This is a genomic window from Enterobacter cloacae complex sp. 2024EL-00711, from assembly GCF_047529885.1.
Lineage (GTDB): Bacteria > Pseudomonadota > Gammaproteobacteria > Enterobacterales > Enterobacteriaceae > Enterobacter > Enterobacter ludwigii.
In genome coordinates, this window is record NZ_JBLIZC010000004.1 from 390962 (window position 1) to 417769 (window position 26808).

General features: G+C 54.9%; 28 protein-coding genes. 7 read left to right on the forward strand and 21 right to left on the reverse strand.

Going from position 1 to position 26808, the window contains the following annotated elements; translation table 11 throughout:
- Nucleotides 1-29: 29 nt before the first annotated feature.
- Nucleotides 30-935: a fructokinase gene (gene mak, locus ACMVME_RS14225; protein ID WP_025204991.1), complete on the reverse strand. Its 906-nt coding sequence runs from the start codon at nt 933-935 to the stop codon at nt 30-32.
- Between the two features lie 123 nt (nt 936-1058).
- On the opposite strand from mak, the gene rdgC reads away from it, so the two are divergent.
- A complete protein-coding gene (gene rdgC, locus ACMVME_RS14230) occupies nt 1059-1973 on the forward strand; it encodes a recombination-associated protein RdgC (protein ID WP_014882739.1) in 915 nt (304 codons plus the stop codon).
- A 45-nt stretch (nt 1974-2018) separates the two neighbouring features.
- Here rdgC and ppnP read toward each other — a convergent pair whose 3' ends face one another.
- The 5 genes from ppnP to ACMVME_RS14255 all read right to left on the reverse strand — a co-directional run bounded on the left by ppnP (nt 2019) and on the right by ACMVME_RS14255 (nt 4656).
- The gene (gene ppnP / locus ACMVME_RS14235; RefSeq protein ID WP_014168827.1) at nt 2019-2306 is read right to left on the reverse strand and encodes a pyrimidine/purine nucleoside phosphorylase; all 288 of its coding nucleotides are present in this window, start codon (nt 2304-2306) and stop codon (nt 2019-2021) included.
- A gap of 71 nt (nt 2307-2377) precedes the next feature.
- Nucleotides 2378-3055 carry an AroM family protein gene (locus ACMVME_RS14240; protein ID WP_025204994.1) on the reverse strand — a complete coding sequence of 226 codons (678 nt, stop codon included), beginning with the start codon at nt 3053-3055 and terminating at the stop codon, nt 2378-2380.
- A 237-nt stretch (nt 3056-3292) separates the two neighbouring features.
- On the reverse strand, nt 3293-3484 hold the full coding sequence (yaiA, locus tag ACMVME_RS14245) for a protein YaiA (RefSeq protein ID WP_013095817.1): 192 nt from the start codon (nt 3482-3484) through the stop codon (nt 3293-3295).
- A 44-nt stretch (nt 3485-3528) separates the two neighbouring features.
- On the reverse strand, nt 3529-4053 hold the full coding sequence (aroL, locus tag ACMVME_RS14250; RefSeq protein ID WP_068795168.1) for a shikimate kinase AroL: 525 nt from the start codon (nt 4051-4053) through the stop codon (nt 3529-3531).
- Between the two features lie 144 nt (nt 4054-4197).
- Entirely contained in the window at nt 4198-4656 is a 459-nt protein-coding gene (locus tag ACMVME_RS14255; RefSeq protein ID WP_014168823.1) for a YaiI/YqxD family protein, read from the reverse strand.
- A 97-nt stretch (nt 4657-4753) separates the two neighbouring features.
- Between ACMVME_RS14255 and proC the strand changes: the two genes are divergently transcribed.
- Nucleotides 4754-5563, forward strand: coding sequence for a pyrroline-5-carboxylate reductase (proC, locus tag ACMVME_RS14260; RefSeq protein WP_020885239.1), 810 nt, complete (start codon nt 4754-4756; stop codon nt 5561-5563).
- 16 nt (nt 5564-5579) lie between these two features.
- On the opposite strand, the gene adrA is transcribed toward proC, so the two are convergent.
- The 6 genes from adrA to ACMVME_RS14290 form a co-directional block, all read right to left on the reverse strand.
- Nucleotides 5580-6683 carry a diguanylate cyclase AdrA gene (gene adrA, locus ACMVME_RS14265; protein WP_042866570.1) on the reverse strand — a complete coding sequence of 368 codons (1104 nt, stop codon included), beginning with the start codon at nt 6681-6683 and terminating at the stop codon, nt 5580-5582.
- A gap of 101 nt (nt 6684-6784) precedes the next feature.
- On the reverse strand, nt 6785-7105 hold the full coding sequence (gene psiF, locus ACMVME_RS14270; RefSeq protein WP_014168820.1) for a phosphate starvation-inducible protein PsiF: 321 nt from the start codon (nt 7103-7105) through the stop codon (nt 6785-6787).
- Between the two features lie 89 nt (nt 7106-7194).
- The gene (phoA, locus tag ACMVME_RS14275) at nt 7195-8610 is read right to left on the reverse strand and encodes an alkaline phosphatase (protein WP_020885241.1); all 1416 of its coding nucleotides are present in this window, start codon (nt 8608-8610) and stop codon (nt 7195-7197) included.
- Between the two features lie 99 nt (nt 8611-8709).
- A complete protein-coding gene (gene iraP, locus ACMVME_RS14280) occupies nt 8710-8970 on the reverse strand; it encodes an anti-adapter protein IraP (RefSeq protein WP_014168818.1) in 261 nt (86 codons plus the stop codon).
- Between the two features lie 209 nt (nt 8971-9179).
- The gene (locus ACMVME_RS14285) at nt 9180-10394 is read right to left on the reverse strand and encodes a multidrug efflux MFS transporter (RefSeq protein ID WP_020885242.1); all 1215 of its coding nucleotides are present in this window, start codon (nt 10392-10394) and stop codon (nt 9180-9182) included.
- A gap of 169 nt (nt 10395-10563) precedes the next feature.
- Nucleotides 10564-11247 carry an extensin family protein gene (locus ACMVME_RS14290; protein WP_032681579.1) on the reverse strand — a complete coding sequence of 228 codons (684 nt, stop codon included), beginning with the start codon at nt 11245-11247 and terminating at the stop codon, nt 10564-10566.
- 103 nt (nt 11248-11350) lie between these two features.
- Here ACMVME_RS14290 and ddlA point away from each other — a divergent pair, with 103 nt between their 5' ends.
- Nucleotides 11351-12451 carry a D-alanine--D-alanine ligase gene (gene ddlA / locus ACMVME_RS14295; RefSeq protein ID WP_020885244.1) on the forward strand — a complete coding sequence of 367 codons (1101 nt, stop codon included), beginning with the start codon at nt 11351-11353 and terminating at the stop codon, nt 12449-12451.
- Here ddlA and ACMVME_RS14300 read toward each other — a convergent pair.
- On the reverse strand, nt 12448-12684 hold the full coding sequence (locus ACMVME_RS14300; protein ID WP_020885245.1) for a DUF2754 family protein: 237 nt from the start codon (nt 12682-12684) through the stop codon (nt 12448-12450). The two genes, ddlA and ACMVME_RS14300, sit on opposite strands and share 4 nt — an antisense overlap.
- Nucleotides 12685-12932: 248 nt before the next feature.
- Between ACMVME_RS14300 and ACMVME_RS14305 the strand changes: the two genes are divergently transcribed.
- Nucleotides 12933-13235 (forward strand): DUF2755 family protein, encoded by a 303-nt coding sequence (locus ACMVME_RS14305; RefSeq protein WP_020885246.1) that lies wholly within the window; start codon nt 12933-12935, stop codon nt 13233-13235.
- Here ACMVME_RS14305 and ACMVME_RS14310 read toward each other — a convergent pair.
- The 3 genes from ACMVME_RS14310 to ACMVME_RS14320 form a co-directional block, all read right to left on the reverse strand.
- Nucleotides 13232-14329 carry a DUF1615 domain-containing protein gene (locus ACMVME_RS14310; protein ID WP_068795169.1) on the reverse strand — a complete coding sequence of 366 codons (1098 nt, stop codon included), beginning with the start codon at nt 14327-14329 and terminating at the stop codon, nt 13232-13234. The two genes, ACMVME_RS14305 and ACMVME_RS14310, sit on opposite strands and share 4 nt — an antisense overlap.
- A gap of 14 nt (nt 14330-14343) precedes the next feature.
- Entirely contained in the window at nt 14344-15564 is a 1221-nt protein-coding gene (gene sbmA / locus ACMVME_RS14315; RefSeq protein ID WP_014168811.1) for a peptide antibiotic transporter SbmA, read from the reverse strand.
- Between the two features lie 111 nt (nt 15565-15675).
- Nucleotides 15676-16209 (reverse strand): isochorismatase family protein, encoded by a 534-nt coding sequence (locus ACMVME_RS14320; RefSeq protein ID WP_025205011.1) that lies wholly within the window; start codon nt 16207-16209, stop codon nt 15676-15678.
- Between the two features lie 204 nt (nt 16210-16413).
- Between ACMVME_RS14320 and ampH the strand changes: the two genes are divergently transcribed.
- A complete protein-coding gene (gene ampH, locus ACMVME_RS14325; protein ID WP_020885249.1) occupies nt 16414-17580 on the forward strand; it encodes a D-alanyl-D-alanine-carboxypeptidase/endopeptidase AmpH in 1167 nt (388 codons plus the stop codon).
- Here the strand turns inward: ampH and ACMVME_RS14330 are convergent.
- Nucleotides 17577-18200 carry a helix-turn-helix domain-containing protein gene (locus ACMVME_RS14330; RefSeq protein WP_014168808.1) on the reverse strand — a complete coding sequence of 208 codons (624 nt, stop codon included), beginning with the start codon at nt 18198-18200 and terminating at the stop codon, nt 17577-17579. The two genes, ampH and ACMVME_RS14330, sit on opposite strands and share 4 nt — an antisense overlap.
- Before the next feature lie 91 nt (nt 18201-18291).
- Nucleotides 18292-21066 (reverse strand): autotransporter outer membrane beta-barrel domain-containing protein, encoded by a 2775-nt coding sequence (locus ACMVME_RS14335; RefSeq protein WP_068795170.1) that lies wholly within the window; start codon nt 21064-21066, stop codon nt 18292-18294.
- 450 nt (nt 21067-21516) lie between these two features.
- On the opposite strand from ACMVME_RS14335, the gene hemB reads away from it, so the two are divergent.
- Both hemB and ACMVME_RS14345 read left to right on the forward strand, forming a co-directional pair.
- Entirely contained in the window at nt 21517-22491 is a 975-nt protein-coding gene (gene hemB / locus ACMVME_RS14340; protein ID WP_020885251.1) for a porphobilinogen synthase, read from the forward strand.
- A gap of 132 nt (nt 22492-22623) precedes the next feature.
- The gene (locus tag ACMVME_RS14345; protein ID WP_020885252.1) at nt 22624-24324 is read left to right on the forward strand and encodes a lysophospholipid acyltransferase family protein; all 1701 of its coding nucleotides are present in this window, start codon (nt 22624-22626) and stop codon (nt 24322-24324) included.
- 44 nt (nt 24325-24368) lie between these two features.
- Here ACMVME_RS14345 and tauD read toward each other — a convergent pair whose 3' ends face one another.
- Genes tauD through tauB form a run of 3 tightly spaced genes read right to left on the reverse strand, consistent with a single transcriptional unit; the run spans nt 24369 to nt 26808 of the window.
- A complete protein-coding gene (gene tauD, locus ACMVME_RS14350; RefSeq protein WP_014168804.1) occupies nt 24369-25220 on the reverse strand; it encodes a taurine dioxygenase in 852 nt (283 codons plus the stop codon).
- Nucleotides 25217-26044: a taurine ABC transporter permease TauC gene (gene tauC / locus ACMVME_RS14355; RefSeq protein WP_014168802.1), complete on the reverse strand. Its 828-nt coding sequence runs from the start codon at nt 26042-26044 to the stop codon at nt 25217-25219. Before tauC ends, tauD begins: the two co-directional genes overlap by 4 nt.
- Entirely contained in the window at nt 26041-26808 is a 768-nt protein-coding gene (tauB, locus tag ACMVME_RS14360; RefSeq protein WP_047355624.1) for a taurine ABC transporter ATP-binding subunit, read from the reverse strand. Before tauB ends, tauC begins: the two co-directional genes overlap by 4 nt.

A 26808-nucleotide genomic window follows, 5' to 3' on the forward strand; every position in this document is an offset into this window, starting at 1 on the left:
CCCCTCTCACGTAGGGAGAGGGAGAATGGCTATAGCGGCCAGAGCCACGCGGCGCCGCGCACGCCGCTGGAGTCCCCGTGCACCGCTTTGCGGATCGGGGTTTCACACTCACCCCCGAAGACCCACTGCTTCACCAGATTCGGCACCGTGGCATATAAACGGTCGACGTTGCTCATCCCGCCGCCGAGCACAATCACGTCAGGGTCAAGGATATTCACCACGTGCGCCAGGGATTTCGCCAGCCGCATTTCATAGCGGCTGAGAGCCAGCTCAGCCACCGGATCGTGTTCCCCGACCCGGCGCATAATCTCGTTCCCCTTGAGTGGCTGGCCACTCAAGCGGTGATAATCGGTGGCAAAACCGGTGCCGGAGATAAACGTCTCAATACAGCCCTGCTTGCCGCAATAGCACGGCACCTCGGCGCGGTATTTAAGTTCATCGTCATCCATCCACGGCAGGGGGTTATGTCCCCACTCGCCCGCCGTACCGTTGCCGCCAATATGGGCACGCCCGCCCAGGGCCACGCCTGCGCCACAGCCGGTCCCGATAATGACCGCAAAAACGGTCTGGGCCCCTGCGGCGGCACCGTCAATGGCTTCGGAGACGGCCAGACAGTTGGCGTCATTTGCCAGACGCACTTCCCGGTTCAGGCGCTGACTTAAATCTTTATCAAAAGGCTGACCGTTGAGCCAGGTGGAGTTGGCATTTTTAACCACCCCGGTATAGGGCGAGATTGAGCCCGGGATCCCCATCCCAACGGTGCCGGTCTGCCCTGTCGCCTGCTCAGCCATGTCGACCAGCCGGGCAATCGTCTCGATAGTCTGGTGATAATCATCGCGCGGCGTAGGCAGACGGTGGCGGAACAGTTGCTCCCCCTGCTCGCTCAGTGCGATGACTTCTGTTTTGGTGCCGCCCAAATCAATCCCAATACGCACAAGACACTCCTCATTATTTTGATTATCAACAGAGTAGAAGCCCGCTTCCCGATTAGCAATGCAAGCGATGCGACAATTCGTTATCATGCCCGCTGATTTAACGACAAGGCCGTGGAAATTATCATGCTGTGGTTCAAAAATTTGATGGTTTACCGTCTCAGCCGCGACGTTTCGCTGCGTGCAGAAGAGATGGAAAAACAGTTAGCCGCTTATAGCTTTTCCCCTTGCGGTAGCCAGGATATGGCCAAAACCGGTTGGGTTCCTCCAATGGGTTCACAAAGCGATGCATTGACCCACGCCAGCAGCACGGGTCAAATCATCGTCTGCGCCCGCAAAGAAGAAAAAATTCTGCCCACGCCGGTGGTCAAGCAGGCGCTCGAAGCGAAAATTTTCAAGCTTGAAGCCGAACAGGGTCGCAAGCTGAAAAAAACCGAAAAAGATTCGCTGAAAGACGAAGTTCTTCACTCTCTGCTGCCGCGCGCCTTTAGCCGTTTCAGCCAGACAATGATGTGGATCGATACCGTTAACGGGCTGATCATGGTGGACTGCGCCAGCGCCAAAAAAGCGGAAGATACGCTGGCCCTGCTGCGCAAAAGCATCGGATCGTTACCGGTCGTTCCGCTGGCGCTGGAAACGCCGATTGAACTGACCCTGACCGAATGGGTGCGCAGCGGTACAGCGGCCCAGGGCTTCCAGATCCTTGATGAAGCCGAGCTCAAAGCCCTGCTCGAAGATGGCGGCGTGATCCGCGCGAAAAAGCAGGATCTGGTGAGCGACGAGATCGCCGTTCACATTGAAGCGGGCAAAGTGGTGACCAAACTGGCACTCGACTGGCAGCAGCGTATTCAGTTTGTGATGTGCGATGACGGCTCGGTGAAGCGTCTGAAATTCTGCGATGAGCTGCGCGATCAGAACGAAGATATCGATCGTGAAGATTACGCCCAGCGCTTTGACGCGGACTTTATCCTGATGACCGGAGAGCTGGCAGCGTTAATTCAGAATCTGGTAGAAGGCCTCGGCGGCGAAGCGCAGCGGTAATACCTGCAGTGACCCTCTCCCGGCAGGGAGAGGGAATAAAACGTTTTATTTCAGGTAGCGGCACAGATAAGAGGTCGGTTCAGCAACCTGCAGATGGAATTCGCTGTGGCCAGGGACGTTGAACGCTTGTCCGGCAGAGTAAACTTTCCATTCTGTTTCCCCCGGCAGTAAGACGTTGAGCGCACCGCTGATCACCGTCATCTCTTCAGCTTCGGCTGTACCAAAGGTGTATTCCCCTTCAGCCATAACGCCGACACTGGCGCGGCCAGTGCTGCTGCTGGTAAAACCAATGGATTTCACTTTACCGGAAAAGTATTCGTTACTTTGAAGCATGAACTGGCCCTTATATTTTTAGATAAAAATTCACTATAGGGGCCATGATCATCACCTGTCACGCAAAATCATTAGATCAACAGCTCTGCGGCCAGCCGGGCCATCAGAACATTGGACAACAGCACCGGGACATCCAGCGCCTTTTGCAGTAAGTCACGGTGGTGCTGGTGGAATCCAAGGCAGTCCAGAATCAACACATCGGCCCCTCTCTCCAGCAGTTCCCGTCCTGCCTCAATCAGCGCGGCCTCGCTGTCCCAGAAGGGATTGGCCAGCGCATACAAAGGCATTTTTTCGAGTACGTGCCATTTTGCCGTCTGGTTGTCCATGAGCTCTTCAATGGGAACAATGACCCCCACCTGATGCCCGTCAACAATGGAGGCCACCAGCGGCGGAATGATCCGCATCGGCTCCAGCAAAATCGCATTACGCGCGATGAGTCCCTTAACAGGTGCAGTACTCATCAGTAAAATAACGTCATAGCCTTGATTATCGAGCACTTCTATTACGCTCTGCAGCGAGCGCTCGATTTTCTGACGCGAAACATGCGCCAGTTTACCGTCACTTAATAACGTCGCCAGGGGATCCTCCCCCGCCTCTACAGCGTAGTCTTCCATGACCTCTTCCCGACTCATCTTCCCCAGCAGGCTTAGATGCGTTATCTGTTGTTCAGATACATGCTCGGTTAAGAGCGGTAACACTTCGCTTACAGGGACCACACCAATAGTGAGGATCGCCAACGTCGCCTTCATCTTCATCGCCTTCCATTACCGCTAAATCTTTCACACAGGTACAGGCTCACTACGCTGCACAGTTCGTTTTTTCAACAAAACAGCACCAAGCGTAGCAGGTGATCCCCATCGCGAAATGTAAAGATCGCCTGCCCGTTACGGAGTTACCTGTAATAACTAAATATTAACCCCTGCTTAACATTTGCGATGAGTAAAAAGTGTGATTCAGGCACGGTATTTAGCCCTTTAGGAATTCATTCACGACTTATCAGGATCTTCGTAGCGCCGTTTGGCATCCAGCGCTTCCTGTTCAGTTTCATGTTCACTGATCAGAGAGTCTGGTTTGGGGTGATCGGCACGCAGCTGATACCAGGTGACGGTTTGATCGCCATTACCTTTTTCAACGGTAACGATGCGTGCTTCACGTGGATAGGGAGGTCTGGTTGGCATAGCTCATCCTTTTTTTATGTCTGAGCTATAAGTATAGACGCCGCTTAGCTGGCACAAGCCAAACGCAGGGCGGTAATAATCTGAATTACCACGTCCTCGGGTGAAGCGGAAGCATCCACAACGTGGTGTGCCGCTTCGCGGTATAACGCATCGCGTTCGGCCAGCACTTCGCTCACCTCTTCGCTGAGCGGCCGGGAGGTCAGCGCAGGACGTTGTCCCTCTTCCGGAAATGCTTCCAGCCGCCCTACCAGGGCCGAAACGGGTGCACTGAGGTAGATGACAATCCCTTTCTCGCGCATAAAGCGACGGTTACACTCGGCGAGAACAATGCCGCCACCGGTTGCGATAACAGCAGACGGCGTGGTGACCGCCTTCAACACGGCCGTTTCACGGGCGCGAAAGCTCTCCCACCCCTCTTGCTCAACGATTTCCGCGATGCTTTTCCCGGCTTCGGTTTGCAGCCAGTGGTCGGTATCAACAAACTGACGATCGCACGCGCGTGCCAGTTCCAGGCCAACGGTGGTTTTCCCACAGCCGCGGGGGCCAACTAAAAAGATGGGTTGGGTCATAACCAGGTGTTCCCCTTGATGCCGGATGGCCGAAGAGCGTAAAGAAATAATTGCAGAAGATGTTGCGTTTACTTTACTGCAAAGCGGTACGGGATGACAACCCTGCGGAGGCCATACTGTACCACAAAGTGACAATGGTTATCATTACGCAGTGCGACGCTTGACTTCGAGCAGCCACTTATCAAGCTCTGCGGCGAACTGCTGGCGATCGCGCTGGGACAGGCTGTCTGGCCCGCCGGTCTGCACGCCGCTGGCGCGAAGCGTATCCATAAAATCACGCATGGTGAGTCTTTCACGAATGGTCGCCGGCGAATAACGCTCCCCTCTCGGGTTCAGCGCCGCCGCTCCCTTTTCAATCACTTCCGCGGCCAGCGGGATATCCGCCGTGATCACCAGATCCTCGGGGCTACACAGACGCACAATCTCGTTATCCGCCACGTCAAAACCAGCCGGAACCCGCAATGCGCGAATAAATCGGGAAGGCGGTACGCGAATATTCTGGTTCGCCACCAGCGTAAGCGGCATCTGCACGCGCTCGGCCGCGCGGAATAAAATCTCTTTAATCACATTCGGACACGCGTCCGCATCAACCCAAATCGCCATATTGTCTCCCCATAATGGTTCTGCCGACTATTGTCGCCTGCATTTCGTTGTTAAGCTATCAATCAGAGAAAACAACGCATAATGACGGAGAATCGTGATGGATAAGAAAATCGGGTTTATCGGCTGCGGTAACATGGGCAAAGCCATCCTGGGTGGCCTGATCGCCAGCGGACAGGTGCTGCCGGGTCAGATTTGGGTCTACACCCCATCACCGGACAACGTCGCCGCGTTACGCGATCGGTACGGGATCAACGCAGCCGAAAGCGCCCAGGAAGTGGCCCAGGTAGCCGATATTGTCTTTGGCGCCGTCAAGCCGAACATCATGATCAAAGTGCTGAGCGACATCACCACCAGCCTGAACAAAGAGACGCTGGTCGTATCGATTGCCGCGGGCGTCACGCTCGATCAGCTGGCGCGCGCGCTGGGTCATGACCGTAAAATCGTACGCGCTATGCCGAATACCCCGTCACTGGTCAACGCCGGCATGACCTCCGTCACGCCTAACGCGCTGGTGACGTCGGAAGACGTGGCGGATGTCCTGAACATCTTCCGCTGCTTCGGTGAAGCGGAAGTCATTGCCGAATCTATGATCCATCCGGTAGTGGGAGTGAGCGGTTCAGCGCCTGCGTATGTCTTTATGTTTTTAGAAGCGATGGCCGACGCCGCGGTGCTTGGCGGTATGCCACGAGCGCAGGCGTATAAATTCGCTGCACAGGCCGTGATGGGCTCTGCCAAAATGGTGCTGGAGACCGGTAAGCATCCGGGTGAACTGAAAGATATGGTCTGCTCGCCTGGCGGAACCACTATCGAGGCGGTGCGGGTGCTGGAAGAACGCGGCTTCCGTTCGGCCGTTATTGAAGCGATGACAAAATGCATGGAAAAATCAGAGAAACTGAGTAAATCCTGATTATCTGCTCCGGACGTCAGGCGGCCACCTCGGTGCGGCCGCGTCCGGCATTTTTGGCCTTATACAGCGCCACATCGGCCGCTTTTAACCACTCCCGATAGTGCCCGAACTGCGGTCCCCAGGGCGCGACACCGACGCTAATACGCAGAGATTCCTTGGGCGCGCACGGTAACGACAGCGTTTCCAGCCGCTCATGTACGCGTGACATCACGGCGATGGCACTGTCTGCCGCCGTCCGGGACATGATCACCGCAAACTCATCCCCGCCAAAACGGCCTATCGCATCCCCGGAACGCACCGTTAGCTGCAGTTGCCGCGTCAGGGCAATGATCGCTTCATCACCCACATCGTGGCCCCAGGTGTCATTGATATTCTTAAAATGATCGATATCGATAAGCAAAATCGTGGCGGTGCAGTGGTTGCGGCGACAGTGTTCAAATTCATTTCTCAGCAGCACTTCCCAGTGCCGGCGATTAAAGACGCCGGTCATGCCGTCGCGGGTACTCATCAGCTCCAGCCGCCGTTTATGCTCAGCAAGCCTGATGGCAGTACGATGGCTGAGCCAGGCAAATAGCATCGGATACAACACCAGCACGGGAAGCGTTAAGCCCCATGCCAGAGGCTCCGGGTTAAAGACAGCCACCCGGCCCACGACGGGGAGCGTCACCAGGGAAGACAGAAGGGTTAACATGATGCCGGTAAAAAACAGCCGACAACCGCCGGACCCCATCATGTTCATTCCCACCATCATCAGCAGCGCTGCCGCAGGTAGCGCATTGATCCCCATCATGCCGATCCAAAGCCCGGCAATAATGGCATCAATCTTCAGATTAAAATGTTCCTGCTGATGAGGAGAAGCAGCGCGGCAGGACCACTGCCAGGCGAAATGGGGCCAGATAAATGCCCACCCCACCAGGAACAACCACCAGACGCCGGATACAGAAAAGGTGACCAGCACGCCAGAGAGGGGAAAAAACATCGCCGCCAGTCCGACAACACGCGCCAGCCGGGCTCGCCGGGCAAACGGGATCCCGGTACGGTGGGGGTCATCCTGAGAAAGGGTCATATTCCACTCTTCCCGAATGCGCTTTATATTGTAATAAGATTCATCATTCATCATTTTTGGGAATATTCTGAAATATTTCCCAAATTATAGAGAGGGGGCTTACGGGGAAAGTATGAAATTTCGGGTGAGCCGCCGGGGCCACTCACCCGATAGGACTACACGTTTTTCTTCAGACAGGCACTCATGAACTTGCTGCGATCGTCGCCTTTCAGGGACTGTTCGGTCGCTTTCGCATTACACTCGCGCATTTTTTGCTGCTGCGGCGTCAGGCTTTTCTCACCCGGTTTTGCGGCACCGTTTTTGAGGCAACCGCTCATGTAGGTCTTACGGGCATCACCCTTCAGGCTCTGCGCGGTCGCCTGTTGATTACAGGTGGTCATGCGTTGCTGCTGCGGCGTTAATGTTTTCTCTTCCGCGTTCGCCGATGAGATCAGAAACAGACCCGAGAGCAGAGTAACCAGTAATGTTGTTTTCATTGCACCATCCTTTTGTGAACATTCACTGTAAGTCTGGTTCGTGACAGGAAAAAAACCACCCGGCAGATGTGATTTCCGCCGGGCTTTTATTATTTCAGCCCCAAAGCCGCTTTCATGGTGTAGAACAGATCCGTTTGATCGGTCAGCCCTACCACGTTTGCCGCATGCGGACCGTATGCTGCGATGCGCAGCTGGGTTCCGGTATGCTCCATGGACTCTTCTTCAGAGTTGCCATAGCTCAACACCATCACCGCGCCATCTTTGGTGTTCAGCGCCTGCGTCAGGCCCGGTGCTTTGGTATCCGCTGGGATGATCTGGCTGGCGTGCGCATGGTCTGCGGTAACGACCACCAGGGTGTTGCCGTCTTTCTTCGCGAACTCAAGTGCCTTCTGCACTGCTTCGTCCAGATCGACCGTCTCACCAATCTGACCGCACGGGTTAGCCGCATGATCCTGTTTATCGATAGACGCGCCTTCCACCTGCAGGAAGAAGCCCTTTTCACTCTTGCTCAGCAGTGAGATCGCTTTATCGGTCATCGCCGCCAGCGTCGGGATGCTGTCGGTACGTTTTGGATTTGGCGTACAGGTTACGGCAGGCTTATCAATGTTGCCGTGATAGGACGCTTTTGGCCCTTCCCAGCGCACCGGCATATTGCCATCAGAGAAAAGACCCAGCAGCGGTTTATCCTGGCTTGCTTCGGTAATCGCCGCCAGAGAAGATGCATCGCTCACCAGCTGATAGCCGCGAGCCTGCGCCTGCTCACGCAGCGTTTTGCCCTGCCATTCGCCCGCCGTTGCGGTTTCCGCGAAGGTTTTCGCCCCGCCGCCCAGCGTCACGTCAGGACGTGCGTTCAACAGTTGTTCCGTAATCGAGCCTTTGCCGCCCTTTTCCAGCGCGTTAGTCGGGCATTTTTCGCTGGTCACCGACGGGCCGTAGCATTTACGCGAGGTGACATGCGCCACCAGCGCCGCTGGCGTTGCATCCTGAAGTTCAGCCGTAGAGACGTTGCCGGTAGCCAGTCCCGCCGCTTTAGCCATCTCCAGAATGGTCTGGTGATCTTTTTCGTGAATATCTACACCCAGCGCACCATTATAGGTTTTCACACCCGTGGACCACGCCGTGGCAGAGGCAGCAGAATCCGTCACGTAATCGGGTTTACCGGTTTTTTTATCCAGCGCGTAATGGGTATATTGTCCGGTGAGAGGCAGTGCGTCGATACCTTTAAAAAAGCCGCCCGCGCCTTCGGCATAATTTCGTGCTGCCGTTATTTCGGAATCGCCCATCCCGTCGCCAATCAGCAGAATAATGTTTTTAGCGGGTTTCTCATTCAGCGAAGCGCGAATGGCGGCGGTTTGATCTTCAGTCAACCGGCGCGCGCCGCCAGGCTGGGTGATATCCCCTTTGGCCGCACGATTATCCAGCACGCTGGTATTGTGATTGTCGGCATAAATAGCGGGTGACATTAACAGGGGAAGTAATGCGATGAAAAGTGCGCTCTGTTTCAATTTATTTTCTCCATGTACAAATACATAAAAAATAAAACAGAGCGACTATAGGCATCCTGCATGACAATTCTATGACACGCCGTCAGGTTCCGTGATGGTTTAGTTGCGAGGATGCCTTAACAGCTTTTTTACGTACTGGCGGAGCATTTCAGCATCCTCAACCGGCACCTGGGAATCGGGTCTGACGCTTTCCAGCGCGCCTTCAACGTTCTCAATCAACGTCTGTTGTTCGTTTTTCGCCATTTGTCGCAGCAGCGCGGTGACCACAATTTCCAGCGCTTCAACCTGGGCGACCAACTCTTTTGACTCTTCTTCCTTTTGTGCAAGCTTGACCAACAACTCAGCAATGAGATTTTTCATGGTGCTATTTCCTTATCCGTTTTGTCTGAACTTAGCATTCTGAATCCATTATGCAAAGAGAAGAAATTTATTATGTTATGCAAAAGTGATGCGGCAGGAAAAATAGATTCCTCGCGGCTTTCAGCGAAACGTTTTTCTATAAAAAACGCCGCATTTAGTTATATAAAAATGCGGCGACCATAAGAATATATAATACATCCACGAAACGGTTATCGCGCCGACTTCGCCTCCGCCATTTGTCTGCGACGACGCAGTGCAATAGCCAGTTGAATAATATTTATCAGCACCACAATGGCGGTAGCAGCAAATACCCAACGGAAACCGGCCATTGCCGAAACAGCGGCTCCCATAAGCGGACCGGCAACGTTACCTAAATACATAAACGACTGGTTATAGCCAAAAATACGGCCCGTTACCTGGTCACTGGAATATTTCACCAGCAATGTTTGCACCGCGGGTAACATCGCACCATCGGCAAAGCCCAGCAGAAACCGCAGCACGCCAAGCTGAAACGGAGAAGTGACAAACGACATTGCGAAAAAGAGCACCACCGCAAAAATCAGCGTGGCCATCAGGATACGCGCCGTGCCGATCCTGTCGCCCAGTTTTCCAAGGCGTGGCGCCGAAATGAGGGCTGATACGCCCGGGACGGCGGCAATCATCCCGCTGAGGAAAGCAATATTATTGCTGTCTGGCTCCATCGACTTAATAAACAGCGCCAGAATCGGGCCGACCGAACCGTTGCAAAGCTGGATCACCATGGTGGTCACAAACAGGCTGATCATCAGGCCCGGATAGGGCAGCGAGGCGAAAACGGCCTTGCCGCTCAGGCGTTCAGCTTTGCTGATGACGGGGCGTCCTCCCTCTTTAATGAGGAAGAGCGTGACCAGAAAACTGACCACCAGCAGGATGGCCGTAATGATAAACACCGCGCGCAGCCCCACATGATCGGCGAGGAAGCCCCCTAGCAGCGGGCCGCCAATGACCCCGCTTATCTGAGCAGTAGAGAGCGTACTCAGCGCCCAGCCGCTGCGTTCACGGGGCACCTGCGAGGCCACCAGCGCCATGGCATTCGGAATATACCCGGACGTCAGCCCCATCACCGCTCGCAGGAAAAAGAGCTGCCATACGTTAGTGGCAAAGGCCTGCAGCAGAATGGCTATCGCCATCCCCAGCGATGCGCGCAGCAGCATCAGCTTGCGCCCTTTGCGGTCGGCCAGACTGCCCCACATCGGCGAGACAATGGCAGAGACCAGAAACGTGACGCTGAACGTCAGACCTGACCACATGGAGAGCGCTTCATGGGAGGTAACGCCCAGCTGCGACACGTACAGTGGCAGGAAGGGCAATATCTGGCTGATGGCCAGCCCGGTAAAGAAGCACCCGAACCAGACCGAGATGAGATTTACTTTCCAGGATTCCATAAAAGAAATAGTCTTCATTTTTAGGCGAATTCGCCGACAGATTAGCAAGTTACGCGTTATGACGTCGCACCAGAGATGCGCCCTTGCCGACTTTGGTGTTTTATCTTCCCAGTCATCATATTTGTGAAATAAGTCACAAATCATCCATTTTCTGACGGAATATTATGCTTCAGCGGCAGAGACCAAAACCGCGCATCCCCAGGTGAAAGTGGCTGGCATGGGCAGCGTTATACTCTGGCCCCAGGCTGTTGCCGTAATAGCTGCAGCTCGCCGCCAGCATGCCTTTCAGCCATGGCTGCGTTTTGGTCGCCTTCCAGCCGTTTTGTACCGTGACCTTCTCACCGTTCGCCAGCCCAAACGCCGTGATATCCAGTGCCTCTGCCGTGGCATGTTCACTGCGTCGCGCGTCGGGGCGATGGTAAATGTTGCGGCAGGCAAAGCTGCCGAGATGCTCAATACGCGTCAGCTCACTTCCCGTATAGCTTCTGGTGAGTGGCCGGGCCTGCTGGCTGATAAACAAGGCAGAACTGAGCGCCAGCGGGCAGCTCGCAAGGAAACTGCTGTTCAGGCTGACCGGACCGAAGTTACGTACCCGGACGACGTTACGGAGTGGACACTCCCCACCGCTGTCTGCGACCGGTTGTGTGCGGATAAGCGCGCGTTGATTGGCCTGTGATAACAGGCTCGTGCACGCCTGGGGCGTTAAGTTCCGAAGCTTATACTGGGTAATGCGGCCTGGCGGGTCGTCGAGATGTAGCGGCGTGAAAGGGTTGTAGTAAGACGGCAACCAGCGATACCCCACCGTTGCGACAGCCGCAATAATGAAAACGGTCAGCAGAGTTTTTCCTTTCACGCTCCCCCCTTAACATTCCCCAAAACATTATGGCAGAAGGCCGCGAAACCCGCTGGGCATCGTGGTATGTTATTGGTTTTTCGTCAGACTGGAAGAGAGTGAGATGGCAAAGCAGCGCGTAGGTATTGTCTTTGGGGGAAAATCAGCGGAGCACGAGGTTTCATTGCAATCGGCCAAAAATATCGTCGATGCAATCGATAAAAGCCGTTTCGACGTGGTGCTGCTGGGCATAGATAAACAGGGGCAGTGGCATGTCAACGATGCCAGCCAGTATCTGTTAAATGCTGACGATCCGGCGCATATCGCCCTCAATCCTTCTGCAATCAGCGTCGCGACCGTACCCGGCGTGGTGCAAGGGCAACTCATCGACGCCGGTAATGCGCAGTCTCTTGCCCAGATTGACGTGGTCTTCCCTATCGTTCATGGCACCCTTGGCGAAGATGGTTCGCTGCAGGGGATGCTGCGCATGGCCAACCTGCCGTTTGTCGGTTCTGATGTGCTGGGTTCCGCTGCCTGCATGGATAAAGACGTCACCAAGCGCCTGCTGCGTGATGCGGGGCTGAATATTGCGCCGTTTGTCACCCTCACCCGCGCCAACCGTGACCAACACAGCTTCGCTCAGATTTCCGGTCAGCTGGGCCTGCCGCTGTTTGTGAAACCCGCAAACCAGGGGTCTTCCGTCGGGGTCAGCAAGGTGACAAGCGAAGCGCAGTTCACGCAAGCGGTCAGCCTGGCGTTTGAGTTTGACCATAAAGTGGTGGTTGAGCAGGGCATCAAAGGCCGCGAAATTGAGTGCGCCGTGCTGGGCAACGATTTCCCACAGGCAAGCACCTGCGGTGAAGTGGTGTTAAACAGTGATTTCTACTCTTACGACACCAAATACATTGATGATAAAGGCGCCCAGGTTGTTGTGCCTGCGAATATCGATCCGGCAATCAACGATAAGATCCGCGCGATCGCGATTAACGCTTATCAGACGCTCGGCTGCAGCGGCATGGCGCGCGTGGATGTGTTCCTGACGCCTGAAAACGAGGTGGTGATTAATGAAATCAACACCCTGCCAGGCTTCACCAACATCAGCATGTATCCAAAACTGTGGCAGGCCAGCGGGCTTAGCTACTCAGCACTTATCACCCGCCTGATTGAACTGGCGCTGGAGCGTCATGCTGCGGACAGCGCCCTGAAAAGCTCCGTAAACGGTTAATCGGGACTCTTCGCCGTTTCCGTCTCATCCGCTGTCGTCTCTTCAGGACGACGGCGGATAATCATCCCCGCCAGCCAGAAGCTGATAACCCAGGTCACCAGACCCACGGCATACGTTTGCCACCCTTTTGCTTCAAATCCCAACAGCCCCACGACACCGTTAAGAATAAAGATCAGCCCAATAGCAAAGGCGTAGTAATGCCAGTCACGGCGTAGTTTGGAAGTGAGCTTCATGACAACTCCGGCAGGAAAAAAAGATATCCTCTCACAGATTTATGACGAGGTCTGTGGCTGATGCGGAAATTCTGAAACACGCTGTTGTTTCAATTAAGTTAAGAAATTGTGATGCGCTGCAGAATTCGACAATCCAGGAGAATTCCTTAGGGTAAATTAACACGATTCTGATATTGACAAATGCTATGACCTGTCAAACTCACCCTGTAAGACGCATATAAAACAGAGTGATTTATCGGGAGGTCGTGATGGCTGACTTTACATTGTCGAAACCGATTTTTGGCGGTAAACAACCAAAAACCTCCACGGCGGGTAATATCGCTTATGCCCTGTTTGTCTTGTTCTGTTTCTGGGCGGGTTCGCAGCTACTCAATATGCTGGTTCATGCACCAGGAGTCTATGAACACCTGATGCAGGTGCAGGATAACGGACGCCCGCGAGTGGAAATTGGCTTTGGCGTAAGCACCCTGTTTGGCCTGATTCCTTTCCTCGCAGGGTGTATGATTTTAGGCGTTGTGGCATTAGTACTGCGTTTTCGCCGTCGCTTTTAAAGCCCCATACAGCGAGCCCGGCGGTCATCCACGCGTTTTGCGAACCAGGCGGTTGTCAGGTTACGCGTGATCTTCGGGCTTTCCAGCTGAATACCCGGCAGGATTGCCCTCGGTAACGTTTTCCCACTTTTCTGTTCTGCAAGCGTAAAGACTTTCTTGTAGAGATCGGTTTTCTCAAACGCCAGACTATCGCCTTTCTCAAGCTGATGGCGAATGTCGCTGTTACTCATGCCAAGCCTGTTCGATAATTTCCGCACCGCCCGCTCCGTGGTGCCAGCCTCGCTGCTGCCATAGGCAATAAGATCGCCATCCAGTGCCAGCTTCACGCCGCTCGCGCGGCTGACCGCATTCTGAAACGCCGCGTTACGGCTGGCATACCAGCCTGCGTTAAAGTCCGCAAAGCGGTACAGCGGCTCACTGTAATTCGCCGGATAGTTCAGCAGATGATAAGTGCCGAACCACAAGCCGCCACGCAGGGAGAAGACCTCCTGACGCACCGTACCGTCGATTTTCCACGGGTAGCCGTCGGTATGCTTTTCCGCAAAGGCAATGCTGACCTGCATCGGCCCGCCGGTGTGTACCGGGTTAAGTGAGCCAAACAGTGTCTGCCCCATCGGCACCATGCTGATGAAATCATCAAAGATGGCGCTGAGCTGTTTCTCGGTTTTTACCGTGTCCAGCCGTTCGCTGTAGCTTTTTCCATTTGGCGAGGTGATTTTAAACGCGGTATGCACGAGAAATACCGGGATATGCATCGATTCCGCACGGCGGTCGATCTCTTTCCAGGCTATTTTGTTCAGACCCGGCACGACCGGGTCTGACTGGTACATTGATTCCTGCTGCGCCACCGCCAGTACCGAGCAGATGTTCTCCTCGGTAGGAGCAATCTTCTGGCTTTCAAAGGTTTTTGCCAGCGCATCCGCCCATGCATTGCGATCTTTCACGCTGGCGGGCATTTTTTGCCGCACAACGCTTGCCACATCAACAGGCTTCTCCCCTTCTTTAAGCGGAGCGGCCCCTTTTTCGGCACACCCCACCAGCACCAGAGCGGCCAGTAAGGACAACGGTAACGCACGCGGTACGGCAAAGGTCATAGCAACTCCCTGTATTAGCTAAATGTATTGGTGACTTCCTGCAGTTCCTGGCCGTCCAGCTCACGCTCAAAACTGCGTAAACGTTTATAGATGGACATCAGTTCCACCAGCGTGGTCCAGGAGCTGATCAGATACTGGAATGAGCCACGCACCTGACCAAAAACGTTAGTTATCTGGGTCATCAGACCGAGCGTAATCGTACCCGCAACGATGGACGGGAACAGCAGGAACAAACCGAAAACGTTATCGACCTGCAGATACAAAATGCGCGCAATATTGAAATACATATAGTGGAAGTAGAGACGGAAGTAGTTGCGACGCACGGCACCAAACAGCTCGCGTACGGTTGGTGGCGAGGCGCGGTTAGCATCATCTTCACCGTAGACCAGCTCTTTACGATAAGCCGCTTCCACGCGTTGATTTTTAAACTCCAGCCCCGGCAGCTTAATCCCGACCACCGCCAGCAGCCCCGTCCCCATCAGAGACCAGACAATCGCCGCAATCACCAGCCCATACGGCAGATGACCGACAAGAGGCAGATCCGGCACGTGAGCCGAGAGCGTCACCAGCACCGGCAGGAAGGCAATCAGCGTCATGATGGCGTTGATAAAGCTGACGCCCATGTCTTCAAGGGTGGAGGCAAAACGCATGGTGTCTTCCTGCACACGCTGTGCTGCACCTTCGATATGACGCAGGTGTTGCCAGTGCGCCATGTAATGTTCGTTCATCGCGGTACGCCAGCGGAAAACGTAGTGGCTGACGAAGAAGTTGTTCATCACCCCGATCACCACCGCAATCAACGCGATACCGAGGAAAATGCCCACCTCATGGTAAAACTGGTTAATGGTTACCTTATGCGGCGAACTCAGCGCGGTCTGGATAAGGTCGTAGAACGGGGCATACCAGGCGTTTACTGCCACCCCCACTTCCACCAGGAACCAGGTCACAAAGATAATCAGCGAGGTTCCCAGAATCGACCAGTATTGCCAGCGGTGCGGCGCATAGACAAACCAGAACAGGGCGAACAGGCCAACGCATACCATGTAGTAGGCGTAAAACAGCAGATAGCTAAGCGACCAGAAGCGAGCGGCGCTGATCGGGACGTCACCCGTTGCGCCCGTAATGCGGGCCAGCCACGCCCCGCCGCCAGCCTGCCAGAAAATGACAGCGATCAGTGCCCAAATAAATGCCGACAGGAAAAAAGGCCCCGGCTTTGGGAAAAAAGACTTAAACATAATGCTTCCTTCTTGTTGTTATGGCTGTTGCTGTGCTCAACACATCACCACACGAAAATCTCGCCTGAGCCAGACGGCGCAGGCAAAAAGGTCAGACCCGAGGGTTAATTATTAGTTCGCTTTCCAGTTTTCGAGAATTGTTTCGGTGCGTTTCACCGCGAGAGGATTGGCCGGCGCAATAAAGTCACGCCAGACGTCGTTGTAATGGTTAATCAGAATGGGCGCGTCGGCTGCCGGACGATTAGCCGTGGTATGGGCATCTTCCGCCACGGTAATGTGATAGCCACGGCTGACCCCGTTCTTGATGGTCGCGTCGACACAGTAATCGGTGGCACAGCCGCAGATGACAAACTCGCGAATACCTTGCTCGCGTAACACCGCTTCAAGTGCGGTGTTATAAAATGCATCGCAGGCAGTCTTGGTGACGTAAAGCGCGTCAGCGGGCTGATGGAGTTCAGGCAGCAGCGCAAACCCTTCGCTCCCCTCTTCCAGACCGCCTTCACCGGTATGCTGAATAAAAATCACCCGTTCGGCAGCCTGCGTGAGCTGATTGATAAGCGAAACACATTTTTCGCGCTGGTAACGCGGCGTTGCAAACACCCCTTGCTGCATATCGACAACCATAACCACACGCTTCACTGACATATCGTTCTCCGCAAGATTGAGTGACACTGGCCTCTATCATACGGCCGATGTCACAAAATGGGAGACTGGTCGCCAGGAAATTATGCTTATTTACCCATGGTTACGTTTTTCTCGCTATCGTTATGCAATTCGGGGCATTGCACCGTGCGCTTTAGTAGTATAAATACCCATTACTTTTCTCATTCAATTCATGGATGCTTTTCGTTGAAACGTTGTCTGCTCTCTTTTGCCGCGCTGTGTGCGGTGAGCTTCTCCACCGCCCAGGCAGCTCAGCCGCTGACGGCCCCCGTTTTGGCTTCAGATATTGCCGATCGCTACGCGAACCTTATCTATTACGGCAGTGGCGCGACCGGGATGGCGATGGTGGTCATCGACGGCAACCAGCGCGTATTTCGCAGCTTTGGCGAAACGCGACCGGGAAATAACGTTCACCCGCAGCTGGATTCCGTGATCCGCATTGCGTCCTTAACCAAGCTGATGACCAGCGAAATGCTGGTGAAATTACTCGATCAGGGCGTGGTCAAGCTCGACGATCCGCTCAGCAAATATGCGCCGCCAGGCGCACGCGTTCCAACCTATCAGGGCACGCCCATCACGCTGGTAAACCTTGCCACCCATACCAGCGCGCTGCCTCGCGAACAACCCGGCGGCGCGGCGCACCGTGACGTTTTTGTCTGGCCAACGCGCGAACAGCGCTGGAACTACCTGAGCACCGCCACGCTGAAATCGGCCCCGGGTTCACAGGCATCTTACTCAAACCTGGCGTTTGACCTGCTGGCAGATGCGCTCTCGACGGCAGCAGGCAAACCTTACCCGCAGCTCTTTGAAGAGCAGATAACGCGCCCGCTCGGCATGAAGGACACCACCTTTACCCCTTCTCCGGATCAGTGCCGACGCCTGATGGTGGCAGAGAAAGGCGCAAGCCCGTGTAATAACACCCTGGCAGCCATCGGCAGTGGCGGGGTCTATTCAACGCCAGGCGACATGATGCGCTGGATGCAGCAGTTCCTCTCATCAGATTTCTATGCGCGCAGTCACCAGGCCGATCGCATGCAGACCCTGATTTACCAGCGTAGCCAGTTGCACCGCGTGATCGGCATGGACGTACCGGGTAAAGCCGACGCGCTGGGCATGGGCTGGGTCTATATGGCACCCAAAAATGGCCGACCGGGCATTATTCAGAAAACCGGTGGCGGCGGTGGATTCATCACCTATATGGCGATGATCCCGCAGTCCAACGTGGGCGCGTTTGTGGTCGTCACCCGCTCTCCAAATACGCGTTTCGTCAATATGAGCGATGGCATCAATAACCTGGTGGCTGAGCTGAGCGCCAATAAAGCCCAGGTGCTCACCGCCTCCATCCAGCCTTAATATTCCGTGGGCAAACGGTTGATGCTGACCAGTTTGCCCCGGCTCATATTGATGTAGTTGCCTTGTCGCAAAGCAGCGAGCACTTCGGCAACGACAGAGCGTGAAATACGCGTGCTTTGCTGTATATGATTCATCACACCAATTTTTGAACGCAGCGTTTCATCCCACTCGGCCATATTCAGCAGCATTGCGCGGATCTGGTGATAGGAGTTATTTCCCACCAGTTGCCTGTCGCGTTTGCCCAGAATGTAATTTATCCAGGATAACCAGCAAAACGCGTCTTTCCAGAGCGAATGCTGTTGAATGAGTTGACGGGTGGTCGCCGCGGGCAAATAAAAACCGGTACAGGCCGTTTTGGCAGTGACTCTGTATTCCTGACTGTGGTTAATCACTACGGCAGACAGGCCAAAAATAAAAGGGGCTGACGCAATGCCAACCAGCAGATCGTCTGAATGACGATAAACTTCAATAACGCCGGTCTGGAATACGTAGGTACAAGGCTCACTCCCCTTGCCCGAGGTAATTAATTGCTGTGGAGCAGATTTAAACGGGGTACTGGCTGCTATCAAACATGCTTCGAGCCGGCTTAATTCAGAAAGTGGTTTCGCATTAACGTTCATGCAGACCTCAAGACATCCGTATTTGTCGGTTCACTATTATTTTTTATTGTCATCTATAAAAAAGCGGGGGCTTATCCCCCGCTTTTATTTATTACCAGGTATATTTCACACCCAGATTTGCGCCCCAGTTCTGGTCAACGTCACCGCCGCCCAGATAAGTGGCATCAGTGTAAGCACTGAAGTTCTTCGTAAAGCTAAACTGGGTACCCAGACCAACCCGCACTGCGGAGCCTTTCACGCCATTATCAATGCTGTCACCGTTAACATCTGCATCGTTACCAGCGTCGTCATAGACATAAGCGAGTTTGAAGTAAGGCGTAAGTGCCTGGTCACCGCCGTAGTTAAAGGTGTAACCGGCATCCACACCCGCTTCGTAACGCAGGCTGTCATAGGATTGACTATCCATGCGCATGTCGTTGCTGAGGCGATAATCATCACCGGACTGGAACAGACCCGACACGGCCGCGTATGGCGTCACATAACCAGAGAGGTTTGGTTTCCAGTCATAGCCCAGTTTCAACCCAAAACCAACGGCGTCGGTGGTGGTGTTACCGTCAACATACTGACCATTGCTCATGGTCGCGGAGAGATCGTTGTTGAATCGGGTGTAGTTCAGGGAACTGTCGATGAACAGATCGTTCGCAAACTTCGCGGACGCGTACATCATTGCCGTCTGGCTGTCCTGATCCACCTGACCGGTGCGATCGCTGATATCGCCTTTGGCGAAACCTGCCGCACCACCGACGATCCACTTCGCATTGTTACCGTCAATCAGGGTATCCAGACCAACCATGATACCGCTCACGTCCTGATCGTAGCTGATAACGCCATTATCGCCGTCGAAGTTGCCGCCAACGTAGCTTACCCATGCCCCGCCGTTATCCACCAGGCCATGACGGCTATTGGTCAGACGCGCGCTAACTGCATCCTGCTGCAGATTCCAGATGTTGATGTTGGCAGACGGGATGCTCAGAGCCATGTTGGCATAATCGGTCAGCGCTTGCTGTTGCAGAACAACAGTGTCGCCTTTCTGCTGCGCCTGATAAGTATATGCCCCTAAATCGGCTTTATTTGCCGCAGTGAAGCTGGCGCGGGTCTCCGTGTTGTTGTCATAAACACGGATAATCTCCTGGCCTTTATAGTCAGCAACAGAGCCGGCGCCGGTGGCGTTGTCGATACGCACGGCGTAATTCCCTGCCACGTCACCATTCACGGCCAGATGGCCGTCAGCGTTGAGTGCCACAACGCCGTAGTCGTAATCGGCTTTGCTCATATCATTGGTGATATAGCGGGCGTTGTTCAGATCGCTGTTCAACACGTAATCACGGCTGGCCACGTTCAGCACGCCGCCATCCGTTAACACCATATTGTGCGTATCCACCTGGCCGAGGCCGAGAGACAGCTCCGCACCGTTGTCCACGGTAATGGTATTGGCATACAGCTCCGCGGTTTCCTCTGTCAGGGCCGCACGGCTGTCGCTGTCCAGATAGAGGCTGTCGGTTGCCACGGCACCCTTGTCACCGATGTTCAGAGATGAAGCATTGGACAGGGTGATGGAATCAGCCAGCAGGCCCGAGTTTTCAACATTGACCTGCGAATGATTATTCACCGTCAGCGTGTCGATGTTAGAGAGCTTACGGGTATCCCACTCAGAGCCGTTATCCAGCGTGACGTTGAACAGACCGCTCTGATAGACCGCTTCACCCGCGACATGTCCATTATTGTCGAACGTGGAATCCGGCCAGATGCTATCTGGAGAGAGGGTGCGCCAGTCAACGTCACTGTAGCCCTGGCCATACATCTGCGCGGTGCCGATGGCCTCAACGCTGGACTGCGCTGCGCCGACCCATTTGCTGCCATTGGTCAGCGTGACGTCCAGCTTATCGGTGTCATCCCAGCCGTTGGTGGTTGGGTTGTATATACCGTCAGCCGTCGTATCGGTTGCCGGATCGCCGTTCGGGTAGAAGTTGTTATCGAAGGTACTGGAGAACAGGATATCGCCGGTGATCGTGGAGTGATCGAACGTGGCGGTGGTCTGCATCGCGTTGTCAGACGCACTGGCAGCAACAATCAGCGCCGCGTCGTCAGCCGCAGTGGCATTGGTTTCACCGTAATCGCTCGGCTTCGCGGTTTGACCATAGAACCCGCTGGTGCCCAGGTCACTGTATGCGCCAGAGGTCAGCACCGAGTCTTTCACCAGCAGCGTGTCGGTAAAGACATTGCTGCTGTTCGCCACACCTTCCACACCGTCATACGGGGTATTATCCCGTTCCTGATACCCCTGAGTCAGGGTAATGCCGGCGATGTGAGAGTTATTCTGAATAACAATATCCGATTCCACATCCAGGGTAATTGCATTGCCCAGCGCATAGGTGTCCAGATAGTGCGTTTCCGTATTTTCCCCGTTCACAACGTCATACGCATAATGCTCGTAAGTATCATTGATCGTGGAGTTATCGACGGTCAGGCTAAAACGGTCGTATTGAGAATGGGTTGTGCCGTCCGTATCCACGCCATCAGCACATGACGCGGTCATGCATTCTGAGGTGATCATGCCATTAATGGTGCTGTTGGAAATGCTCAGCGCATTCGCCCGACCATTGATACCATCATCCAAATAATAGGTTGATATAACACCATTCACGGTGGATTTATTAATCACCGGATAAATATCACCATCGTGCGTCGCATCAGAGTAATCCCAGTCAGCGTAACCATAATACCAGGGTGCTGCTGCCGTATTATCATATCCGAAGGTATTATATGTCGTACCTGAAATATCCTTCGCATTGGCCTGAGAAGCGATAGCCAGGGTGCAGGCTAATGCAAGTTGTGATACAACCAGTTTCTTTTTCCATGTTTGCATTGGGTCATCCCTCCTCAGGGACGTAAGCAAGTTTGTCCATCTAACGATTTTGCAATACTTAATTGCGGAGGGAATTATGCATTTTCAATCTGAAAAGGTTCAATGAATCATTCCATTAAGTCCGCATTCAGACAAACAACATGAAAATAATGCAGCAGCGATACAACGCCATCAATAATCATTATAAAACAGTAAGTTAAAACACCCCCTTACAAAGATAAAAAATATAATAAAAATAAATAGATCATTTTCAATGATATATTTACTTCATCATAGAAATAAAACCAATATTTCGTGAACAATTAACGCCAGTGGAAAGGCATATATTATTGATCGCGTGACGCGTTGGCATCGGGATTTCCCCCTCGACAAAATGCCCACTTTGGTAAAACACCTTCTTTCACTTTGAGGTACACTAACCCTCTTTGTTCCACAAACCTCAGGCATACCATGACCGATTTAATTGCTCGTCCCCGTCGCCTGCGCAAGTCACCCGCACTACGCGCTATGTTTGAAGAGACAACACTGACCTTAAACGATCTGGTGTTGCCGATTTTTGTCGAAGAAGAGATTGACGACTACAAGGCCATCGAAGCCATGCCTGGCGTGATGCGCATTCCTGAAAAACATCTGGCGCGTGAAATTGAACGTATCGCCAATGCAGGGATCCGCTCGGTGATGACCTTCGGCATCTCCCATCATACCGACGCCACCGGCAGCGATGCCTGGAAAGAGGACGGTCTGGTCGCCCGTATGTCGCGCATTTGCAAAGAGACCGTGCCGGAAATGGTCGTGATGTCCGACACCTGTTTCTGCGAATACACCTCTCACGGCCACTGCGGCGTGCTGTGCGATCACGGTGTGGATAACGATGCTACCCTGCTGAATCTTGGTAAGCAGGCGGTGGTTGCTGCCGCTGCGGGTGCTGATTTCATCGCGCCATCGGCTGCGATGGACGGGCAGGTGCAGGCTATCCGCCAGGCGCTGGATGCTGCCGGTTTTACCGACACGGCCATCATGTCCTACTCCACCAAATTTGCCTCCTCTTTCTACGGCCCGTTCCGTGAAGCAGCCGGTACGGCGCTGAAAGGCGATCGTAAAACGTATCAGATGAACCCGCTCAACCGTCGGGAAGCTATCCGTGAATCCCTGCTCGATGAAGCCCAGGGCGCAGACGCCCTGATGGTGAAACCGGCGGGAGCCTATCTCGACATCCTGCGTGATATTCGCGAACGCACCTCGCTGCCGCTGGGCGCGTACCAGGTCAGCGGCGAGTACGCGATGATCAAATTCGCCGCCATGGCGGGCGCGATCGATGAAGAGAAAGTGATCCTGGAAAGCCTGGGTGCGATCAAACGCGCGGGTGCGGATCTGATCTTCAGCTACTTTGCGCTGGATCTGGCTGAGAAGAAAATTCTGCGCTAAGGCGCAACGGTGCCGGGGGGCGGTTTCGCCTGACCCGGCCTGCTCTCCCTGCCTCACGAAACTTCACCAAACTGCAATACAACCGACATCTCCCCCTTCTACTGTCATCGCAAGACGGCAGGAGGAGTGATCATGTTTAGTCTCGATAGCGTTCTCGATGACCTTTGGCCTCAGGCGAGGCCGGCACCCTGGCAAAAAAGTCTGTTAAAAAGGCTGTTTTACGAAGAAGAATTCCAGCAATTTGCCGCAGCACACCGCCACCTGAAAGGACTGGATATGGTGGAGCAAGTTCTGGAGCACCTTGATATTCTCTGCACCGTTTCCGCCCGCGATCTCGAACAAATCCCCGAACATGGCCCTCTGGTTATCATTGCCAATCACCCGACAGGTACTCTGGACGGGCTGGCGCTGATGTACGCCGTCTCGCGCGTGCGACGCGATGTCAAAGTCGTGACCAACCGGATGCTGACCCACCTGGAGCCGCTAAGCTCGCTGTTTATCCCGGTCGATAATATGGGCGGCAGAACGGCAAAAACGTCGCTGGTACAGATGGAACAACATCTGCAAAACGCGGGCGTACTGATCTTCTTCCCGGCGGGTGAAGTTTCCCGGCCGACGCGAAAAGGCATTCGCGATAAAAAATGGCACTCGGGATTTATCAAACTCGCCACCAAACTGCGCGCCCCGCTGCTGCCGGTACATATTCAGGCGCACAACAGCCTCCTCTTTTATGCCAGCACGCTGGTATCGCCGACGTTATCCATGCTGCTGCTGATGCAGCAGATGTTCCGCCGTCGCCATAGCCAGCTGCCGATTACAATCGGTCAGCAGATTGCCTGGAGTGACTGGTATAGCGCCACCCTTTCGTCGCGTGAGATGGCCGAAAAGTGCCGTCAGCACGTGATACGTCTTGGCAAGGGAGTGCCTGGCGTCTTTAAAACCCAGTGCGCCATTGCCCGTCCGGAAGACCGGGCTACGCTAAAACGCGAGCTGGCGCAGGCCGAATGTCTGGGCAAAACCGGCGATGGAAAATCCATCTATCTCTGGCAGCGTAACGGCCAGGAAGAGGCGCCACTGCTACGCGAACTGGGCCGCCTGCGTGAGATTGCGTTTCGCGCGGTGGAAGAAGGGAGCGGTAAGCGCCGGGACACTGACAGCTACGATGATGATTATCTGCATCTGATCTTATGGGACGATGAGGACCTGGAGATTGTCGGTGCGTATCGCTTTATGCCCACCGCCAGACAAGTGGAGCGTCGGGGGCCGGAAGGACTGTACAGCTACAGCCTGTTCCACTACGACGACAAAATGCAGGATGTGCTGGAGCACGGCATTGAGCTCGGGCGCAGCTTTATTCAGCCGCGCTACTGGGGGCGCCGCGGTCTGGACTATCTGTGGTCAGGCATTGGTGCCTATCTGGCGCGTTATCCCCACTACCGCTATCTGTTTGGTCCGGTCTCGATATCCGGCGGCTTACCGCCTGCTGCGCGGGATCTGCTGGTGGCGTTTTACCGCCTCTGGTTCCCGGCAAGCCATCCGCTCGCGGCGTCACGCCAGCCCTACCCGGCATCGCTTCCTGACGTGCTGGCGCAGTTTGGCGGCGTGGATTATGTCGACGATCTGACGAAGCTAAAATCCCTGCTCGGCAATCTGGGCTGCGGCATTCCGCCGCTCTACAAGCAGTATTCCGAGCTGTGCGAACCGGGTGGCGTACAGTTTATTGATTTCGGGAGCGACCCGGCATTCAACAACTGCGTTGATGGCCTGGTGCTGGTGGATTTGTGTTATCTGAAGGCGAACCGCTATCAGCGCTATATTGAGGCGCATTTGTAACCCTGCTTTCCCCTCTCCCGTCGGGAGAGGGTCAGGTGAAAGCATCAGCCCGCACGGTAAAACGGTTTATCCCCTAAAATCGTCGCCCGCTGCATAATCCGACGCTGCGGCAGATAATCCGCGTTCGCATAGTGTTGCGTCACGCGATTGTCCCAGATCGCCAGATCGTTCTCCTGCCATCGCCAGCGCACCTGAAATTCCGGCCTGGTGATATGGGCAAACAGGAAGCTTAACAGCGCATCGCTCTCTTTTTCCGTCACGTCTACGATCCGCGTCGTAAAGCCTTCGTTCACAAATAACGCCTGCTTACCGGTTACCGGGTGCGTACGCACTACCGGATGCAGCAGCGGCGGATGTTTCGCGACCGCATCCTGCCAGCGCAGATGTTCCTCTTCGCTTTTCCGGTACTTGTACTCCTGGAAGGATTTTTTGAAGTCATGTTCGGCCCGCAACCCGCTCAGCAGCGTCCGGAACGGCACGGACAGCGCCTCGAAGGCGGCGATACCGCTGGCCCACAGCGTATCTCCACCGGTGTCCGGCAACAGCTTCGCCGCCAGTATCGCCCCGGCAGGTGGCGTTTCGATAAACGTCACGTCGGTGTGCCAGTTGTCGTTGTCCGGCGGATTATCGTTATGGGTATCGAGCACGATGATCTCCTCCACGCCTTCCGCATGGGGATAGACCGGGTGGATATGCAGATCGCCGAAGCGCAGGGCCAGCGCACGCTGCTGCTGCGGGGTGATCGCCTGTTCGCGCAGGAACACCACCTGATGGCGCAGCACCGCGTGGTACAACTGCTCGAACTGGTTATCGCTCAGTGGACGGGTCACGTCCAGGCCGGAGACCTGCGCACCAATGTATGGCCCCAGCGGGGTGATGGTCAGACGTTCACTCATTGTATTTCTCCATGCCAGGGCGTCAGACGTCGCTGTAGCGCGCGCAGCCCCAGTTCTAATCCAAAGGCGATCACGGCGATCACCGCGATCCCTGCCAGCACGACGTCAGTCGCCAGAAACTCTCCCGCCGACTGCACCATAAACCCTAATCCGCGCGTGGCGGCGATCAGCTCAGCCGCCACCAGCGTTGACCAGCCCACCCCGAGACCAATGCGCAACCCGGTTAAAATCTCCGGCAGCGCGCCCGGTAAAATCACAAACAGCAGCACCTGAAGACGGCTGGCACCCAGCGACTGCGCCGCGCGGATCCGCACCTGCTGCGCACTCTTCACCCCAGCCAGTGCCGACATAGCAACCGGGGCAAAAATCGCCAGATAAATCAGCAAAATTTTCGAGGTTTCCCCGATGCCAAACCAGATAACCATCAGCGGCAGATAGGCCAGCGGTGGGACCGGACGGTAAAGCTCAATCAGCGGGTCGAGAATGCCGCGCACCGTCGGGCTCAGCCCCATCGCGATACCCACCGGGATGCCAATCACTACCGCCGCCAGCAGCGCCACCAGAATACGCGCCAGACTGGCACCTAAATGCTGCCAGAGCGTAGCATCCATAAAACCCTGCGGCCCGGCGATAGTGATGAGTTTCGCCAGCACCTGTCCCGGTGGCGGAAGGAACAACGGGCTTACCCACTGTTGCGCTGCCACCGCCCACCAGACTGCGAGCAATACCAGCAACGTGCCCGCACTCAGCGTGATCTGGCGAGAGAACGGCCAGCGTAACGCGAGACGAGGGCGGCGCGTTTTCTCACTGAAGACAATGCTCATGAGAATGCCTCCCGTTGTTCAAATACGCGGCTTAAAACATATTCGCGCTGTTCAATAAACAGCGGATCGGATTTGATACTGCGGACCGGTTCACCGGCCACATAGCGACGGGCAAAGCTGAGCGGCAACCGCTCCAGCACACGACCCGGCCCCGGCGAAAGCAACACCAGTTCGGTCGCCATAAACACCGCCTCTTCGATATCGTGGGTAATCAGCAGTACCTGCTTGCCCGTTTCGTGCCACAGGCGCAAAAGCAGCGTTTGCATCTGCTCACGGGTAAAGGCGTCCAGCGCACCAAACGGCTCATCCAGCAGCAACAGCTGTGGGTTTGCCGCCAGCGCGCGGGCAATCCCGACCCGTTGACGCTGGCCACCGGAAAGCTGCCAGATAAAACGTTTTTCAGCGCCCTCCAGCCCCACCTTTTTTAGCATCTCACGCGCGGTCGCCAGCCGTTGTTCACGGTGAATCCCCGCAAGCTGCAGGCCGAAGGCGACGTTTTCCTGCACGTTGCGCCACGGAAGCAGCCCTTCACTCTGAAAGACCACGCCGCGCTCTGCACCCGGACCCTCGACCCGTTTCCCTTCCAGCTGGATGGAACCCTGCTGATACGGTACAAACCCGGCGATCAGATTCAGCAGCGTGGTTTTGCCGCACCCGGACGGACCCAGCACGACCAGCAATTCACCGCTGTCCAGCGTCAGGTTGATCTCCTCCAGCACAGGTTTACCGCCGTAATCAGCAGACAGATTTGTAATATTCAGCAT

What these genes read in the sequence shown, in the direction of transcription:
- rdgC (WP_014882739.1), top strand. Translation starts at nt 1,059, where the DNA reads ATGCTGTGGTTCAAAAATTTGATGGTTTACCGTCTCAGCCGCGACGTT.
- ppnP (WP_014168827.1), bottom strand. Translation starts at nt 2,306, where the DNA reads ATGCTTCAAAGTAACGAATACTTTTCCGGTAAAGTGAAATCCATTGGT.
- ACMVME_RS14240 (WP_025204994.1), bottom strand. Translation starts at nt 3,055, where the DNA reads ATGAAGGCGACGTTGGCGATCCTCACTATTGGTGTGGTCCCTGTAAGC.
- yaiA (WP_013095817.1), bottom strand. Translation starts at nt 3,484, where the DNA reads ATGCCAACCAGACCTCCCTATCCACGTGAAGCACGCATCGTTACCGTT.
- aroL (WP_068795168.1), bottom strand. Translation starts at nt 4,053, where the DNA reads ATGACCCAACCCATCTTTTTAGTTGGCCCCCGCGGCTGTGGGAAAACC.
- ACMVME_RS14255 (WP_014168823.1), bottom strand. Translation starts at nt 4,656, where the DNA reads ATGGCGATTTGGGTTGATGCGGACGCGTGTCCGAATGTGATTAAAGAG.
- proC (WP_020885239.1), top strand. Translation starts at nt 4,754, where the DNA reads ATGGATAAGAAAATCGGGTTTATCGGCTGCGGTAACATGGGCAAAGCC.
- adrA (WP_042866570.1), bottom strand. Translation starts at nt 6,683, where the DNA reads ATGATGAATGATGAATCTTATTACAATATAAAGCGCATTCGGGAAGAG.
- psiF (WP_014168820.1), bottom strand. Translation starts at nt 7,105, where the DNA reads ATGAAAACAACATTACTGGTTACTCTGCTCTCGGGTCTGTTTCTGATC.
- iraP (WP_014168818.1), bottom strand. Translation starts at nt 8,970, where the DNA reads ATGAAAAATCTCATTGCTGAGTTGTTGGTCAAGCTTGCACAAAAGGAA.
- ACMVME_RS14285 (WP_020885242.1), bottom strand. Translation starts at nt 10,394, where the DNA reads ATGGAATCCTGGAAAGTAAATCTCATCTCGGTCTGGTTCGGGTGCTTC.
- ddlA (WP_020885244.1), top strand. Translation starts at nt 11,351, where the DNA reads ATGGCAAAGCAGCGCGTAGGTATTGTCTTTGGGGGAAAATCAGCGGAG.
- ACMVME_RS14300 (WP_020885245.1), bottom strand. Translation starts at nt 12,684, where the DNA reads ATGAAGCTCACTTCCAAACTACGCCGTGACTGGCATTACTACGCCTTT.
- ACMVME_RS14305 (WP_020885246.1), top strand. Translation starts at nt 12,933, where the DNA reads ATGGCTGACTTTACATTGTCGAAACCGATTTTTGGCGGTAAACAACCA.
- ACMVME_RS14310 (WP_068795169.1), bottom strand. Translation starts at nt 14,329, where the DNA reads ATGACCTTTGCCGTACCGCGTGCGTTACCGTTGTCCTTACTGGCCGCT.
- sbmA (WP_014168811.1), bottom strand. Translation starts at nt 15,564, where the DNA reads ATGTTTAAGTCTTTTTTCCCAAAGCCGGGGCCTTTTTTCCTGTCGGCA.
- ACMVME_RS14320 (WP_025205011.1), bottom strand. Translation starts at nt 16,209, where the DNA reads ATGTCAGTGAAGCGTGTGGTTATGGTTGTCGATATGCAGCAAGGGGTG.
- ACMVME_RS14330 (WP_014168808.1), bottom strand. Translation starts at nt 18,200, where the DNA reads ATGAACGTTAATGCGAAACCACTTTCTGAATTAAGCCGGCTCGAAGCA.
- ACMVME_RS14335 (WP_068795170.1), bottom strand. Translation starts at nt 21,066, where the DNA reads ATGCAAACATGGAAAAAGAAACTGGTTGTATCACAACTTGCATTAGCC.
- hemB (WP_020885251.1), top strand. Translation starts at nt 21,517, where the DNA reads ATGACCGATTTAATTGCTCGTCCCCGTCGCCTGCGCAAGTCACCCGCA.
- ACMVME_RS14345 (WP_020885252.1), top strand. Translation starts at nt 22,624, where the DNA reads ATGTTTAGTCTCGATAGCGTTCTCGATGACCTTTGGCCTCAGGCGAGG.
- tauD (WP_014168804.1), bottom strand. Translation starts at nt 25,220, where the DNA reads ATGAGTGAACGTCTGACCATCACCCCGCTGGGGCCATACATTGGTGCG.
- tauC (WP_014168802.1), bottom strand. Translation starts at nt 26,044, where the DNA reads ATGAGCATTGTCTTCAGTGAGAAAACGCGCCGCCCTCGTCTCGCGTTA.
- tauB (WP_047355624.1), bottom strand. Translation starts at nt 26,808, where the DNA reads ATGCTGAATATTACAAATCTGTCTGCTGATTACGGCGGTAAACCTGTG.